Origin of the sequence: Pontibacter pamirensis (assembly GCF_010015475.1) — a bacterium.
GTDB lineage: Bacteria > Bacteroidota > Bacteroidia > Cytophagales > Hymenobacteraceae > Pontibacter > Pontibacter pamirensis.
Map to the genome: position 1 here is coordinate 117053 of NZ_SSNI01000014.1, position 16369 is coordinate 133421.

14 protein-coding genes are annotated in these 16369 nt (G+C 46.9%); 11 read left to right on the forward strand and 3 right to left on the reverse strand.

Features of this window, described 5'->3' with window-relative positions:
* The first annotated feature begins 98 nt into the window (after window positions 1-98).
* Window positions 99-1364, forward strand: coding sequence for an asparagine synthetase B (locus E1919_RS13465; protein ID WP_162053922.1), 1266 nt, complete (start codon window positions 99-101; stop codon window positions 1362-1364).
* Between the two features lie 109 nt (window positions 1365-1473).
* On the opposite strand, the gene miaE is transcribed toward E1919_RS13465, so the two are convergent.
* The 3 genes from miaE to lpxK all read right to left on the reverse strand — a co-directional run bounded on the left by miaE (window position 1474) and on the right by lpxK (window position 5242).
* Window positions 1474-2079: a MiaE family protein gene (gene miaE, locus E1919_RS13470; protein ID WP_162053923.1), complete on the reverse strand. Its 606-nt coding sequence runs from the start codon at window positions 2077-2079 to the stop codon at window positions 1474-1476.
* 59 nt (window positions 2080-2138) lie between these two features.
* A complete protein-coding gene (locus tag E1919_RS13475; protein WP_162053924.1) occupies window positions 2139-4100 on the reverse strand; it encodes a putative porin in 1962 nt (653 codons plus the stop codon).
* Between the two features lie 80 nt (window positions 4101-4180).
* Window positions 4181-5242: a tetraacyldisaccharide 4'-kinase gene (lpxK, locus tag E1919_RS13480; RefSeq protein ID WP_237144355.1), complete on the reverse strand. Its 1062-nt coding sequence runs from the start codon at window positions 5240-5242 to the stop codon at window positions 4181-4183.
* Between the two features lie 60 nt (window positions 5243-5302).
* Between lpxK and E1919_RS13485 the strand changes: the two genes are divergently transcribed.
* From E1919_RS13485 to groL, 10 genes are all read left to right on the forward strand, one after another.
* Entirely contained in the window at window positions 5303-6403 is a 1101-nt protein-coding gene (locus E1919_RS13485; protein ID WP_162053925.1) for a Nif3-like dinuclear metal center hexameric protein, read from the forward strand.
* A gap of 3 nt (window positions 6404-6406) precedes the next feature.
* The gene (locus E1919_RS13490; protein WP_162053926.1) at window positions 6407-7138 is read left to right on the forward strand and encodes a zinc ribbon domain-containing protein; all 732 of its coding nucleotides are present in this window, start codon (window positions 6407-6409) and stop codon (window positions 7136-7138) included.
* A 303-nt stretch (window positions 7139-7441) separates the two neighbouring features.
* Window positions 7442-8734 (forward strand): anthranilate synthase component I family protein, encoded by a 1293-nt coding sequence (locus E1919_RS13495; RefSeq protein ID WP_202915910.1) that lies wholly within the window; start codon window positions 7442-7444, stop codon window positions 8732-8734.
* Window positions 8735-8946: 212 nt separating this feature from the next.
* A complete protein-coding gene (gene miaB, locus E1919_RS13500; RefSeq protein WP_162053927.1) occupies window positions 8947-10377 on the forward strand; it encodes a tRNA (N6-isopentenyl adenosine(37)-C2)-methylthiotransferase MiaB in 1431 nt (476 codons plus the stop codon).
* A gap of 112 nt (window positions 10378-10489) precedes the next feature.
* Window positions 10490-11776 (forward strand): sigma-54 interaction domain-containing protein, encoded by a 1287-nt coding sequence (locus E1919_RS13505; protein ID WP_162053951.1) that lies wholly within the window; start codon window positions 10490-10492, stop codon window positions 11774-11776.
* Window positions 11760-12287, forward strand: coding sequence for an LPS assembly lipoprotein LptE (gene lptE, locus E1919_RS13510; RefSeq protein ID WP_162053928.1), 528 nt, complete (start codon window positions 11760-11762; stop codon window positions 12285-12287). Before E1919_RS13505 ends, lptE begins: the two co-directional genes overlap by 17 nt.
* Window positions 12288-12317: 30 nt before the next feature.
* Window positions 12318-13718 carry a hypothetical protein gene (locus E1919_RS13515; RefSeq protein WP_162053929.1) on the forward strand — a complete coding sequence of 467 codons (1401 nt, stop codon included), beginning with the start codon at window positions 12318-12320 and terminating at the stop codon, window positions 13716-13718.
* A 1-nt stretch (window position 13719) separates the two neighbouring features.
* Window positions 13720-14112 carry a preprotein translocase subunit SecG gene (secG, locus tag E1919_RS13520; protein ID WP_162053930.1) on the forward strand — a complete coding sequence of 131 codons (393 nt, stop codon included), beginning with the start codon at window positions 13720-13722 and terminating at the stop codon, window positions 14110-14112.
* A gap of 263 nt (window positions 14113-14375) precedes the next feature.
* A complete protein-coding gene (groES, locus tag E1919_RS13525; protein WP_202915911.1) occupies window positions 14376-14666 on the forward strand; it encodes a co-chaperone GroES in 291 nt (96 codons plus the stop codon).
* A gap of 40 nt (window positions 14667-14706) precedes the next feature.
* Window positions 14707-16341: a chaperonin GroEL gene (gene groL / locus E1919_RS13530; RefSeq protein WP_162053931.1), complete on the forward strand. Its 1635-nt coding sequence runs from the start codon at window positions 14707-14709 to the stop codon at window positions 16339-16341.
* Window positions 16342-16369 lie beyond the last annotated feature (28 nt).

Below are 16369 nucleotides of genomic sequence, written 5' to 3' on the forward strand. Positions count from 1 at the left end.
GTTATGTAATCTTATAAGGGCATTGCTTCTAAGTTAATGCCATTTAATGAATTAAAAATCGATTTTATACATTGAGCCATATTTTAAAGACGAACAGCATGTTTTTCCGTACCACCACGCTTATTCTGACACTATTTCTACTTTCATTTTCATCCATCGCCAGCACGATTCTGCTGCCAATGGATGAAACTCAGAAAGACCACCTAAAGTCTTATGGTGTTGCCTATTGGGCGCTGGGTAAAAATGTTTCTGTAGACTGGCTGTTGAATTACCGTGGGGGCAGTTTCGCCTTTCAGCATGCACCACAGCTGGAAAATGAGCTGATCGTGCGGGGCGTGAGCTATAAAGTAATATCTGATGCCCAATACAACAGCATCTTAACAGAAATTAGCAACCCGGAGGCTAATATGGACATCATGAAGCTGGAGAAGGTGCCGAAGGTGGCGGTGTACTCTCCTAAATCCAAAATGCCCTGGGATGACGCTGTAACGCTGGTACTAACGTATGCCGAGATTCCTTATGACATCATATATGACGAAGAGATTGTGAATGGCGAGCTGCCAAAGTACGATTGGCTGCACCTGCACCACGAGGACTTTACGGGCCAGTATGGCAAGTTTTATGCAAGTTACCGGCACTACCCCTGGTACCAGGAGCAACAGCATGAGTTAGAAGAATCAGCTGCCAAGCTAGGTTTTAACAAAGTATCGGAGATGAAGTTAGGGGTGGCGAAAAGGATAAAAGAGTTTTGTGCAGGTGGCGGCTTTTTGTTTGCTATGTGCTCTGCCACCGACACCTATGATATTGCCCTGGCTGCTGAGGGTGTAGATATAGTGGAAGCGATGTTTGATGGTGACGGAGCAGACCCGCAGGCACAACAGAAGCTGGATTATGAAAAGACAATCGCTTTCCGCGATTTTAGAATATCCCGCAACCCGCTGGAGTACGAGTACTCTAACATAGACGTACAGCCGCAGGAAAGGCCGGTAACAGAGGCAAACGATTACTTTCAGCTGTTCACCTTTTCTGCCAAGTGGGACCCGATTCCGACAATGCTCACGCAAAACCATGAGAAAACCATCAAAGGTTTCATGGGGCAGACAACCGCCTTCAGAAAAAGACTGGTAAAGCCTGAAGTGGTGGTAATGGGCGAAAACAGTGAGTTATCTGAAATCCGCTATATGCACGGCACCTACGCCCGCGGCACCTGGACGTTTTACGGCGGCCACGATCCGGAAGACTACCAGCACTTAGTAGGTGAAGACCCCACTGACCTGGCGCTGCATCCGAACTCACCAGGCTACCGCCTTATCCTGAACAACATCCTATTTCCTGCCGCCAAAAAGAAGAAGCAAAAAACCTGATTGCATTTAACATTTATCACCTCTTACATAAGGGGAATAAAAGCAGGAACGGCTGAAGAATACCTCTTCAGCCGTTCCTGTTATTGATAAATGACACATGTCAAATGTATCAGTGCATTCGGTCAGCCCTTGGTGACAGGTTACGGATGATGTTGGCTTCAATGGCCAGAAGCTCTTTCAGGCGCGCGTCTACAACCGCTGCCGGCATATATTCCTTTGCGAGCTTTACGAAGCTTACATAGTGCCCGGCCTCTGATACCATCAGCTCATAATAAAACTGCTGCAGGCCTTCATCGGCAATGTTCTTCCAGAGCAGTTTAAAGCGCTCGCAGCTGCGGGCTTCAATGAGGGCATTCACCAGCAGGTGGTCCATCAGCTGGCGTTCCCGCTTGTCACCTTTCCGGATATGCTTGGTGAGTTCCACCACGTATTCATCCGGGCGGTTGCGGCCCAAGCTGTAGCCGCGCTTTTTCAGCTCGGCCAACACCCGCTCAAAGTGGCTCCACTCCTCTGCCACCAGGTCTGTCATCTCCTCTACCAGCCTTTCTTTGTCAGGATATTTTACAATAAGTGATATACCGGACGTAGCGGCTTTCTGCTCGCAATAGGCGTGGTCTACTAATATTTCTTCTATGTTCTTTTCCGCAATGTTTACCCAGCGGGGGTCAGTGGGCAACTCTAAGCGAAGAATGGTTTTAGTTGGCTGATCAGACATAAAGTAGGCGTATTAAGCGGGAATCCAGAAAAGATAAAAAAGCAGCAGACAATTAGAAATCAGTCAAAGAACATCCACTTCAGTCCAAACGTGAAGCTGCGGCGCATTCCAGGGTAATAAGGTGTAACAAAGTATACCGGCTCCAGCAACTGGTCATTCACGTGGCTCATCTTCACAAAAAGGTTTACTGTTTTGATGTCTGCATTCAGAAAAACATCAACCACCGGATATCCTTGCACCTGGAAATGGTCCTGCACATAAAACTGCTGTGTTACAGGCATGTAAGCATCGGCATAGTAACTGGACATATAAGTTGTCTGAACTCCTACCTGGCTGAACAAAGCTTGCTTGAACAGAAAGCCTTCAATATAAATAGTTGACTCCAGCAGAAAGTCCGGTATCCTGACTTTATCTGCTTCATCCGTATTAGTATAGGCCACCAGGTTCTTGAAGTGTACAGGCCCAAAGCGTATATGGTGCAACAGGTCCGCCCCCCACAGCCGCTGGTTTCCGCTCAATTGCTGCGGTTCGGCACTCTCATTAAAGAAGATATGGCGCTTGATGTTGGTATAGTGGGCATTCAGTTTCACAAACTGGCGTGTGCCAAACGCACCAGCATAACCTACACCAATACGATCCGTCACAGAGGTTTCGAAATCATTTTCCCACAGGAAATGGTTGCTTAGCATGTAGTCTTCTACCCGGGAAGGTGAAAAGAGCGTTCGCTCCAGGGTGGCAAAAGCACCTCCGATACGGGCTCTGCCTTTGACGCGGTAATCAGAACCCAACTGGTACTCTGCTTCTCCGGTCAATTCTGCCAGGTTCTTGTACATAAGCCTGATATCACCACCTATCAAAACCTGGTTATATGCATCACTTTTATCCACAGAAACGTATGTGGGGCTGCTATCTGTAGGTGTTGACTGTTGCGCATTATAAACCATTGTGGCGTTACGCAATTTGGCGTAGGCGTTGTAAGACGAGAGCTTATAGTTACCTGTTAACCCAAATGTGTTCTGTAGTTCTTTGTAATTCGTGATGTCAATTGTACGGAGTCGACTCAGTTTGTAGTCTGGGTAAATCGCAAAAACGTTATTGAGGCTTCCATTCGAAGCTTCCAGATAGCTATCAATGGTTGTTCTATAATTTGTAAGGGTTGTGTCTTCAAACCTGTTCTGCTGCCTCCTCCAGTCCAGCACATGATAGACCTTCAGGTTCTCTTTCGCCAGCCTGTAGATTTGCATCAGGTGGAAATTGTTCCGGGTTTCCTGATTCAACGCTGTGGTAAGCTGTACCGGTGCCTCTTCAAAGCGGGAAAGAATCGAGGGCGCTGCCACATCATCCTGAAAGGTAGTATCAGGTATAATACCCCCTGTTTCAACCTGCTCTACCCTCATAAAAGTAAAGTTAAAGAACAGGTTGTAGTTTTCATTTTCGGAGCGATAATGTGAGAACACTTTGATCGCCTGGTTGTCCAGAAAGCTCCTTGCTCTCCTGTCTCCGGCTGCCGGACCTATTTGCTGGTTTGCCGTGATGATCTGGTAAGCTGCGCCAGCATTCCAACGGGGGGTAATGTTGCGCGTATGCAAGCCTTCAAAGACCTGCTCTCCCCGCGCACCCTGCACATAGAAAAGATGGGTATAGGGAGAGCGGGTATTAAAATAATTGATTTCATAGGGGTCATAGGCATAGCGGTCAAAGGCATTTTTGCCCAGCCTCACTCCAATTTTTTGTGGCGGGTAGTAGAAAAGAGGCTGCGCCGCAGTACCTGTATTCCCCAGATGTTGGTAAAAGGAGGTGTCGTTGTACCAGAAACGCTCATTCTGTAAGTTACTCAGTGAAGTATCTATCGGCTGTTCTAGGTAACGGCCTCTCAACACATCCTGTGCATAGAGTTGCAGGGTTGTTTTCGGGCTGTAGTATAGCTTGGTAGTATCATCTATTATCTGGGAGTATGCAGCCTGGCTTAAGAATAGCAAACCAAGAAAGGGAAGAATAAAGGCTATTATCTTTTTTTTCACGTCGCAAAATTAGCGAATAAATATTATTTCTGATGCTACAGCTTTCTGCCGCTATAAGTGACAGCTGCTTTACCGTATATTTATTTTGTAATGTGTTTCTGAAACTGCCGCACATGCTGTAATACCAGTTGGTCAAACTTTTCCTGTGACCCCAGCAACTGCACCACGATGGGTATATAAAACAACGGGAGTTTTTTTGTAAAGCTATCTAACTCCGGACCTGCCAGTTTAACGGCGTCCTTACGGGTAGTTAGTATAGTTGTCCCGGAAAATTCAGGCTGTTGCAATAGATGTTTCAGCTTTTGCAGGTCCTGGGTACTGTACTGGTGGTGGTCCGGATATTCCAGGTGCTGCACCACCTTATGCCCCTCAGACCTAAGATATTCCTTCAATGGCTGTGCGTTGGCTATACCCGTCAGCAGTATAACCTTCTGAGTAGGCGCTACAGGTAAACCTATTGCTACAGGTGCTCCATATACAAACGCAGAGAAGAAGACGGGTGTATCCGGAGTAGTGTATTTTTCTATTTCGCTATTGATGATGCTTTGCTCCTGCACACCCAGTTGCCCGGGGCACTTGCTCACGATAACGGCATCAGCCCTGGCGGCTCCCTGCCTCGGCTCCCGCAGCAACCCTGCTGGAAGCACGAAGTCTCTGTAAAAAGGCCTGTTGTAATCTGTAACTAATATGTTCAGGGAAGGCTGTACCGGCCGGTGCTGCATAGCATCATCCAGCACTACTGCCTCTATGCCTGGCACCGATTGCTGAAGTTTCTGTATCCCCGCTACCCGGTCTTCGGAAACAGCCACGGCTATACCCGGAAAGTCGCGGTGGTACTGGTAGGGCTCATCACCAAGTACTGCTGCCGTGCTTTGCCCATCGGCCAGTAAAAAGCCTTTGCTCTGCCGTTTATACCCGCGGCTGAGCGTAGCCACCTTATACTCCTGCAACAAACGCAGCAGGTACTCTACGTGCGGTGTTTTGCCTGTGCCACCCACTGTCAGATTTCCAACGGCAATCACAGGCAAGTTAAAACGCGTGGAAGTCAGCGTTCCCTTGTCGTATAAGATGTTTCGCGCCACCGTTACCCCCCCGTAAAGCAGTGAAAAGGGCCAGAACAGCAATTTCAAATATTTCATCATTATTATGTAGCGGAGTAAAATTAAAACTAATTTTAAATTGAAGACGATAAGAGCATAACGATGCCAAAAATAAAAGACATTACAAACCTACTCGAGCGCCTGGCTCCTCTCCGCTACCAGGAAAGCTATGACAATGCCGGTTTACAGACCGGAGATGCCCAGGCAGAAGTAACAGGTGTGCTCCTCACGCTGGACTGCACTGAGGCCGTGATAGATGAGGCACTCAAAAAAGGCTGTAACCTGATTGTGGCCCATCACCCAGTTATATTTAAAGGGCTGAAGCAGCTCACGGGGCGCAACTACGTAGAGCGCACCATCATAAAAGCCATTCAGCACAACATTGCAATCTATGCCAGCCACACCAACCTCGACAATGTGCTGTATGGAGTAAATACCAAAATTGCCGATAAACTGGAGCTGCAGCAACAGCGGATACTGATAAACAAACCTCAGACCCTGATGCAACTGGTCTCTTTTGTTCCGGTAGAAAACACAGATGAAGTGCTGCAGGCGCTGCATAAAGCGGGTGCCGGCAACATCGGGGAATACAGCAACTGCAGTTTTCAGGTAACAGGCACCGGCAGTTTTCTGCCCTCCGACAAGGCTAGTCCGGCCATAGGTCAGGCAGGCAAAGCAGAAGAGGTGCAGGAGAACCGGATAGAAGTCCTGTTTCCGGCCTACCTGCAAAGCACCGTCATGGCAGCATTGCAAAAGGCACACCCTTACGAGGAGGTGGCGCATTATCTCTACAGCCTCGAAAACCAGAACCAGGAAGTAGGCATCGGGATGATTGGCGAACTAGCTGAAGAAATGACAGAAGAAGCTTTTCTAGCTTACCTCAAGCAGAAAATGCAGCTGCAAGGCCTTCGCTACACTACCATAGGTGATAAGAAGGTGAAGCGGGTGGCAGTTTGCGGTGGCGCAGGAAGTTTTCTGATAAAAGATGCGATACGGCAGGGTGCTGATGCCTTTGTAACCGGTGATGTGAAATACCATGAGTTTTTTGATGCCGAAAGCCAGTTGATGATAGCTGACATCGGGCACTATGAAAGCGAGGTATTTACAAAGGAGATTTTTTATGACACAATTTCAAAAAATTTCTCTAATTTTGCAGTCTTAATATCAGAAGTAAACACAAACCCTGTCAGATACACTTTTTAATACATGGAAAGTACTGTAGCCAGCAAACTGGAAGCACTTTTAAAGCTTCAGACCATCGATTCACAGCTTGATGAAATCAAAAGAGTAAGAGGAGACCTACCTGAAGAAGTTCAGGACCTTGAAGATGAAATTGAAGGATATGCGGTGCGGGTTCGTAAATTTGATGATGAAGTAGCCAATCTGAATGATTCTATAGCACAGCGCAAGCAGGCGACAAAAGATTCGGAAAGTCTCATCCGCAAATATGAGGAGCAGCAGCAGAACGTACGAAACAACCGCGAGTACGATGCTATTACAAAAGAAATAGAACTGCAGAAGCTGGAAATCCAGATAAACGAGAAGAAGATAAGAGAAGCACATTATCAGATTGAGCAGAAAATCAATGAGATAGAAGGAACTAAGCACCGCCTGGAAGAGCGCCGCAAAGACCTTGAAAACAAAAAGAAGGAGCTCGACCAGATTGTTGGAGAAAGCGAAGAAGAAGAAACAGCCCTTGAAAAAGAGCGCAGTAAAGCAGCCGCTAACATCGAAGATCGTTTGCTAACTGCTTATACGCGTATCCGCGGCAATGTGCGCAATGGTCTGGCTGTTGTAACGGTGAAGCGCGATGCCTGTGGTGGTTGCTTTAACACGGTGCCGCCTCAACGCCAGGCTGACATCGCAGCTCAGAAAAAGGTTATCGTTTGTGAGCACTGTGGCCGTGTACTGGCTGGTGTAGAGCAACGTGTATTCTAGTTGTAAAGAAACTGGGCGATAAACGCTAACATACAATATCAAAAAGGATGGCTAAACCCCATCCTTTTTTTGTTTTCGGCTTGTCTTCCTCATACACTAACTGGCGTTACGCGGAAGTACCTGTTGAGGATGTGTTTACAGGCCGATCTGCTGGAGCTAAGGGCATTTTCTGGCAAAAGGGCTAATAACAGGTCGTCCCGCTGGGGTTTGAAACAAATTATAATCTGGTGTTGCGTAACCTAAATTACCAAAAGGTAAGCCCAAACTGCCCGAGTCTTTACCCTATCTTTAGAATAAAAACACATGTTTTCAGCAGAAATCAAGGCCGTTGAATTACCTGTCTCACTGGAGGAATTCAGGTTGAAAGCATTGGCCTGGGCCGACCAGCACCCCCACGTAGCCTACTATAACCCAAACAATATACCTTATCCGCATGATGGGTTTGAGCACCTGCTGGCTTTTTCGTCTGATGCGTCGCTATCGCTTCGAGAGGAAGATGCATTTAACAGCCTGCGACAGGAACTGCAGCAGAATCACCCACTTCTTTGCGGTTTCCTTACTTATGATTTGAAGAACCAGGTGGAGAAACTACAAAGCAAAAACGCTGATAATATAGAATTCCCTCTCCTGCACTTCTTCTCTCCTACCCTATACATGTACTTTAAGCAAGACAGCATAAGTGTTTACAGTAAAGATGACAATATAACCTCAGCTAAAGCTGAAATAATAGCAACGCCTGCTCCTTTCCCTGCCACACCCGGTGATATAGAAGTAAAGCAGCGGATAGCAAAAAGGCAATACATAAACGATGTGGAGCGCATACGGCAGCATATCCTGGAGGGCGAGGTGTACGAACTAAACTACTGCATTGAATTTTATGCGGAGAACATAGCGCTTCAACCACTGCCCTTATACCTGGCGCTGAACGAAACTTCACCTACTCCGTTTTCAGGCTATTTAAAGTGCCAGGACAAATACCTGCTCTGTGCCTCTCCAGAGAGATTCCTGAAGAAAGAAAACCAGAAACTCATATCACAACCTATTAAAGGCACTATTCGGCGCGGGGCAACACCACAGGAAGACGCAACACTGCAGCACCAGTTACGCCACGATGAAAAAGAACTGGCTGAGAACATGATGATTGTGGACCTGGTACGAAATGATTTAAGTCATTCCTGTGCCACCGGAACCGTGCAGGTAGAGGAAATGTTCGGCATTTACGGCTTTAAGCAAGTGTCGCAGATGATGTCCACCATTGTAGGGGAACTGCGGCCTGAAAAGGATTTGGTGGATGCACTTAAAGGAGCTTTCCCGATGGGGAGTATGACAGGCGCACCCAAGATAAGCGCTATGCAGCACATAGAGAAACTGGAGGTAACCAGGCGGGGCCTGTATTCAGGCGCTTTTGGCTACATAAAGCAGAACAACGACTGTGATTTTAATGTGGTTATCCGCAGTATTCAGTATAATTCCAGCCAAAAATACCTCTCCTTTATGGTTGGTAGCGCCATCACTTACGACTCGGTTCCGGAGCAGGAGTATGCAGAATGCCTGCTGAAGGCGCAGGCCATTTTAAAAGTGCTTGGACAGGCTTGATGCTCGCGCCTTCAATTATGAGTGATGAATGATGAATAAGTGGTGTCGAACTTATTGTGTTTCAAAACCCTATCTGTCATACCTGAATATCAATAGATAAAGAAGGAACTCACGTTTATTCGGAATTTCTAATTCATAATTAAAAAAGCACCTGTCATTCTGTCACGTTTTTAGAGGAGATTATCGTATATTTGCAGCTGTAATTTGATAGCATGGATCCAATAGTAGATTTAGATTTTATAGACAACCGCACACCGGAGCAAGCTGCAGCCTGCGACACAAAGGTAACTGCGGAAACAAACACGGGTAAGGGCCGCAAGCTATACATAGAAAGCTACGGCTGCCAGATGAATTTCTCCGATAGCGAAATTGTGTCATCCATCATGTTTGAACAAGGTTTTGATACGACTGCTGACATCGCACAGGCTGACCTGGTGTTCCTGAATACCTGCTCTATACGCGAAAAGGCAGAGCAGACGGTTCGGAACCGCTTAGGTCAGATTAATTACTACAAGAAAAAAAAGCCGGCAATGATGGTGGGCGTACTGGGCTGTATGGCCGAGCGTCTGAAAAAATCCCTGCTGGAAGAAGAAAAGATAGTAGACCTGGTGGTAGGCCCGGATGCATACCGCGACCTTCCAAACCTAATAAGTGAAGTGGATGGCGGACAGAAGGCCGTGAATGTGTTGCTTTCACGGGAAGAAACCTATGCTGACATCAACCCTATCCGCCTGAACAGCAACGGGGTAAGCGCCTACATCTCAATCATGCGGGGCTGTGACAACATGTGCTCCTTCTGCGTGGTGCCGTTCACCCGTGGACGAGAGCGCAGCCGCGATGCCAGTTCCATTTTGCGTGAGGCGCAGGCGTTGTCAGAACAGGGCTATAAAGAAGTTACGCTGCTGGGCCAGAACGTAGACTCTTATAAATGGGCCTCAGAAGACGGTACCGAAAAAGTTATCTTCGCACAGCTCCTTGAGAAAGTAGCCTTGGTGGATACTAACATGCGTGTCCGGTTTTCTACTTCGCACCCCAAAGACATTACCGATGAGGTGTTGCACACCATCAAAAAGTACGACAACATCTGCAAATACATCCACCTGCCAGCCCAGAGCGGCAACTCCCGTGTGCTGGAACTGATGAACCGCACCTACGACCGCGACTGGTACCTGAACCGCGTAGATGCTATTCGAAGAATTTTAGGTGAAGAGTGCGGTATTTCTTCTGATATGATTGCCGGCTTCTGCACCGAAACCGAAGAAGAGCACCAGGAAACCCTCACGCTTATGGATTATGTGCAGTACGACTACTCCTATATGTTCTTCTACTCTGAACGACCAGGCACACTGGCTGCACGCAAACTAGAAGACGATATTCCACTGGAAGTGAAAAAGCGACGCCTGGCCGAAATTATCGAAAAACAACGCGAAACCTCCCTAAACCGCAATAAGCTGGATGTAGGCAGGATGCACAAGGTGCTGGTAGAAGGATTCTCAAAAAAATCGGATGAGCAGCTGAGCGGGCGCAACGACCAGAACAAAGTCGTCATCTTCGATAAGAAGCATTATAAAAAAGGCGATTACGTGAACGTGTTCGTGCACGACTGCAGCGTAGGCACCCTTTTCGGGAAAGCCATAGATTAATGTTCTAATTTCTTAATAAGGTAATGTGCTCATAGAACGATAGCATCTCTCCAGAGGAAGCACATTAAAAATGAAGGGATTAGCACATTTACCCATTAGCACACTAAATTACATGCGCAATATTGATATACAAAGTATAAAGCAGCGTTTTGGCATTATAGGTAACTCGCAACTGCTCAACCATGCCATACAAGTGGCGGTACAGGTGGCACCTACAGATATGACAGTGCTTATCACCGGGGAAAGCGGTAGTGGTAAAGAATCATTCTCGAAGATCATTCACCAACTGAGCCCTCGCAAGCACGGCCAGTTCATTGCTATTAACTGTGGTGCCATACCAGAGGGCACAATAGATTCTGAGCTTTTCGGGCACGAGAAAGGTTCTTTTACTGGTGCACAGGAAGCACGTAAGGGTTATTTTGAAGTAACAGACGGAGGCACCATTTTCCTGGATGAAATTGGAGAAATGCCTTTAGGCACGCAGGCGCGCCTGTTACGGGTGCTGGAAAACGGTGAATTCATTAAGGTAGGTTCCTCAAAAGTGCAGAAGACGGATGTGCGTGTGGTAGCTGCCACAAACGTGAACCTGATAAGAGCAGTAGAGAACGGGCGGTTCCGGGAAGACCTTTACTACCGCCTGAATACGGTGCCCATCACGGTTCCATCTTTACGTGAACGTGGAGATGATATCTACCTGCTGTTCCGCAAGTTTGCGGCTGATTTTTCGGAGAAATACAAAGTAAAACCGATTACCCTGACGCCGGATGCGGTGCATGAACTGATACGCTTTCCTTTCCCCGGAAACATCCGCCAGCTAAAGAATATGGTGGAGCAGATATCAGTGCTGGAGTATGACCGGGAAGTGGACGGGCAGAAAATGCGGCAGTACCTGCCGCAGGAACAGGTAAAAAGCAACCTGCCTGCCGTGCTGGCAAAAGAGCAAAGCGGCGAGCACAGCTACTCAGAGAGGGATCTGCTCTATAAAGTGTTGTTTGACATGCGGCGCGATGTGTCAGAACTTAAAAAGCTGGTCTTTGATATGATTACAACACATCAGCCAAACGAAGAGGAGCTGCTGAAAGAGCACGGCCACCTTTTCGAGAACATAGAGCAGTACAACGGCAACGGCCGTACCTATCAGCCACAGGAGCCTCTGCACAAGGAACCGTACTACCTGCCCGTTAACAGAGCACAGGTGCAGGAATACGAAGAGCAGAAAGTAGAGGATATTCCGCACGAGTATGAGGAAGAAAGCCTCTCATTGGAGAACAAAGAAAAAGAACTTATCCTGAAAGCGCTCAAAAAGCATAATAACAAGCGGAAATATGCTGCCCAGGATTTAGGGATATCGGAGCGTACCCTTTACCGAAAATTAAAACAGTATGACATTGAAGATTAACCTGCGCCATGTAAGCTTTGCTTTAACCCTGTTACTGCTAATATGCAGTGGCTGTGGTATTTACTCCTTCACCGGCACCACCATACCTCCGGATGTAAAGACTATTTCTATACAAAATTTCGAAAACCTGACCGGAGAAGGTCCTGCTAACCTGACACAGGTAGTAACAAATAATTTCACCGATTATTACCGCCGCAACACTAACCTGATAGTAACGCAGACCGAAGGAGATTTGCAGTTAGAAGGACAAATTGTTTCCTTTAACTACTCACCCGCTGCCATTCAGCGGGAGGGCCAGAATGATATAGCCGGGTTGAACCGCCTGACCTTAGGGATGCAGGTGCGCTTTACTAATACGAAGCAACCAGAAAAAGATTTTGACCAAACGTTTACTATCTCGCAGGATTTTCCGCAGGATCTGGATATTACACAGCTAAGTACATTACAGATAGAGCAACTGTCAGAACGTTTAGTGACAGACGTATTCAACAAAACAGTGGCAGATTGGTAATCCCCCTTTTATTTAAGTAGCTTAGCCAGCATGAACAAGTCAGCATTTCTTGAACTGATCCAACAGGCAGCGAGTATCTCTGACCAGCAAACAGAAGAACTGGAGAAGATGGCCGCTACTTTCCCGTACTGCCAGACGGCTCATCTTCTATTGGCTAAATCAGCTTACGACAAGGGCAGTATGCTTTCTACGCAGCGCCTGCGTCGGGCTTCCGCCTATGCCACAAACCGGCAGGTGCTGAAGCGTATTATTTATACCTCTCCGGTAGCGGCACCTGTTTTTGAGGAGCCAATGGTAGCGGAACAGGTAGAAACAACTCCGAAGGTTGTTGAAAGTCAATCAACAGCAGCTGCAGAAACACATCAGGATGACCTCATTAACACGCCTGTTGCTGAAGCAGTTATATCACTTCATACCTTACAGAAGGAAGCTATCAAACATGAAATAGTAGCCGAGGAAGCAGCACATATTCCGGAGGAGATAGCAGCTGAAGATAATCTATATATAGAAGAAGATAAATCTGAAGCCATAGCCGAACCATCTGAAAATGTTGATGCTGTTGAAAACCTGGAAGAAGAAAGCCCGGAGGCAACACAAGAAACTGACGAGCTGATTCCGTATGAGCTGGCCGAGCTGCTTACTATCAACAGCTTGAATACTTCCTTTACTGACCTTCTGGCGCAAAAGCCGGATACAAATACAGCTGCAAAAGAAGAAGAGCAGCCAGGCCATGTCATCTTTCCGGATGATTTCAGAGAGGCAAATGATGAACTGGCTCAAATTATAACTAAGGAAAGCCCTGTTCCAGCACAGGGAATGTATGTGCTGGAAGACACTACCTCCTCTCCCGCTCTTGTAGCGCACATTTCACCTGAACCCGACCATGCAGATGTTGTTCCTGCCGATGACAGGCAGATAATTGCGGCGGCACCAGAAGAAGCGCCTATCAATTATTCATTTGATGATATTGATCGCATGTACGCCGATGACGCCATTGGTTATTGGATGTCCTCCAGCCGCATGGGAGAAGTGCTGCAGTTAAAGGATGAGGTAACACGACAGCGACCATCAGGCTTCCATCCTGAACTGATTCTGGAGTATTGCAAGACCCATGAACTGGAGGAGAAGCCAGAGGAACTGAAAGCTCCTTCCCTGCATCATCAACTCAATATCATCGATCAGTTCCTGAAACAGAACCCGCGCCTGAAAACGATGAACAACATCAAACTGAAGCAGGAACCGCAGGAAGATCTGTCTTTACGGAACTCAAAGATTAAAAAAGGCATTGCATCAGAGAGCCTTGCCAATATCTTCTTGAACCAGGGAAAGGTAAAAAAGGCCATCAAAATATATGAGCAACTCATTTTGAAAAATCCGGAAAAAAAGAGTTACTTTGCCGAACAGATAGAAAAATTACAAAACACAAACTAAGATGTATATCGCCCTTATCAGTATCATTATCTTTATTTGCGTACTGCTGGTATTAGTTGTACTCGCTCAAAACCCCAAGGGGGGTGGCCTTTCAAGCCAGTTTGGCGGCGGCGGCGCCAGCCAGTTAATGGGCGTGAAGCGCACCGGAGACCTGTTAGAGAAACTGACATGGGGATTCGCTATTACTTTGGTAGTACTAACATTAGGTACGCATATGATAGTAGACACTGCCGGTGATTCGAGCGTAATACGAAGCGTAAACGAGGAACGTGCTCGTCAGTCGCAGCTTCCTGCTGGTCCTGCCTTCCCGGGTACTGGTGTAGCAGGAGAAGACAGCGCTGCCATTATTCCGGATGCAGCTGACATTCCTGAGATGATAGACACTGCGCAATAAGCGTCTAGTTTATACGCCATAAAATTTTTCAAAAGCCGATCGTTCAGGTCGGCTTTTTTGTTTACCGCTGTTACCAATCTTGTCAGCTAAATCGAAAAAAGTTCCCTGCTTATGGCAGAATCTGCCATACTTGACGGAAAATATGGCGCTTTACGCTGAAAAAATGGCTTAATATGTCAGTTTTCGTGTCTTGGCAAAGGAATTGATAGAGCAGTAGTGTTATTAACTCATTTCTAAACAATATAACCTAATAACAAAAACATATGTCAATCAGCATTAAACCATTAGCAGACAGAGTTATTGTAGCCCCTGCTGCTGCAGAAGAGAAAACAAAATCAGGCATCATCATTCCTGACACTGCCAAAGAGAAGCCACAGCGTGGTGAGGTAGTAGCCGTTGGTGAAGGCAAAACTTCTGAGCAGGGAGCCCTGCTGAAGCCACAGGTACAAGTTGGCGACCAAGTGTTGTATGGCAAGTACGCAGGAACAGAGATCGCCGTAGACGGTAACGATTACCTCATCATGCGCGAGTCTGACATCCTGGCTGTCCTTTAATTCATTTTCTGTAAATCGTAATCCAAAAGTATATTAAACTATGGCTAAGAACATCACATTTGATACAGACGCCCGCACCAAGATTAAGGCCGGCGTTGACAAATTAGCAAATGCAGTTAAAGTTACGTTGGGTCCTAAAGGCCGTAACGTTATCATCGACAAAAAATTCGGTGCCCCTACTATTACAAAAGACGGTGTTTCAGTTGCGAAAGAAATCGAGCTGAAAGACCCTATTGAAAACATGGGTGCACAACTGTTAAAAGAAATCGCCTCTAAAACAGCTGACCAGGCTGGTGACGGTACTACTACAGCTACTGTACTGGCGCAGGCCATTTACACTGCCGGTATTAAAAACGTAGCGGCTGGTGCCAACCCAATGGACCTGAAGCGTGGTATCGACAAAGCCGTTCATGCGGTAGTAGCGAACCTTCGCTCCCAGTCTAAGAAAATTGAGAACTCATCTGAAATCTCTCAGGTAGGTACTATCTCTGCCAACAACGACGCTGAAATCGGCAAAATGATCGCCGATGCAATGGACAAAGTTGGTAAAGACGGTGTAATTACTGTAGAAGAGGCTAAAGGTACTGAAACTGAAGTGAAGACTGTGGAAGGTATGCAGTTCGACCGCGGTTACCTTTCTCCATACTTTGTGACCAACGCAGAGAAAATGGAAGCAGAATTCGACAACCCTTACATCCTGATTTACGACAAGAAAGTGTCTACTATGAAAGAACTGCTTCCTGTATTGGAGCAAGTGGTTCAGACTGGTAAAGGCCTTGTAATTGTGTCTGAGGATGTAGACGGTGAAGCCTTGGCGACACTGGTAGTGAACAAACTGCGTGGCTCCCTGAAAATTGCCGCTGTAAAAGCTCCTGGCTTCGGCGACAGAAGAAAAGCAATGCTGGAAGACATCGCCATTCTGACAGGTGGTACAGTTATATCTGAAGAGCGTGGCTATAAACTGGAGAACGCAACCCTTGAGTATTTAGGTCAGGCAGAGAAAGTTATCATCGACAAAGACAACACGACACTTGTTAACGGTGCCGGTCAGAAAGACGATATCGTGGCGCGTGTAAACCAGATCAAGTCTCAGATGGAGTCTACTACATCTGACTATGACAGAGAGAAACTGCAGGAGCGTCTTGCGAAACTGTCTGGTGGTGTAGCTATCCTTTACATCGGTGCTTCTACTGAAGTAGAGATGAAAGAGAAGAAAGACCGTGTAGACGATGCATTGCATGCAACACGTGCTGCCGTTGAAGAAGGCATCGTAGCAGGTGGTGGCGTTGCCCTTATCCGCGCAATCGACGCCTTGAACAACATTGATGTATATAACGCTGATGAGCAGACAGGTGTGCAGATTATTAAAACTGCCCTGGAGTCTCCACTTAGAACCATTGTTTATAACGCTGGTGGCGAGGGTTCAGTAGTAGTACAGGCTGTTCGAGAAGGCAAAACTGACTACGGTTATAACGCCCGCGACGACAAATATGAGAACATGTTCGCAGCTGGTATCATCGACCCTACGAAGGTAACTCGTCTGGCACTTGAGAACGCTGCTTCTATTGCTGGTCTGTTGTTAACTACTGAGTGTGTAGTTTCTGAAGATCCGGAAGAAGATAAAGGTGCGCCAGCTATGCCAGGTGGCATGGGCGGCATGGGCGGCATGATGTAATCAACTCCCATAATATTAAGGAAACCCC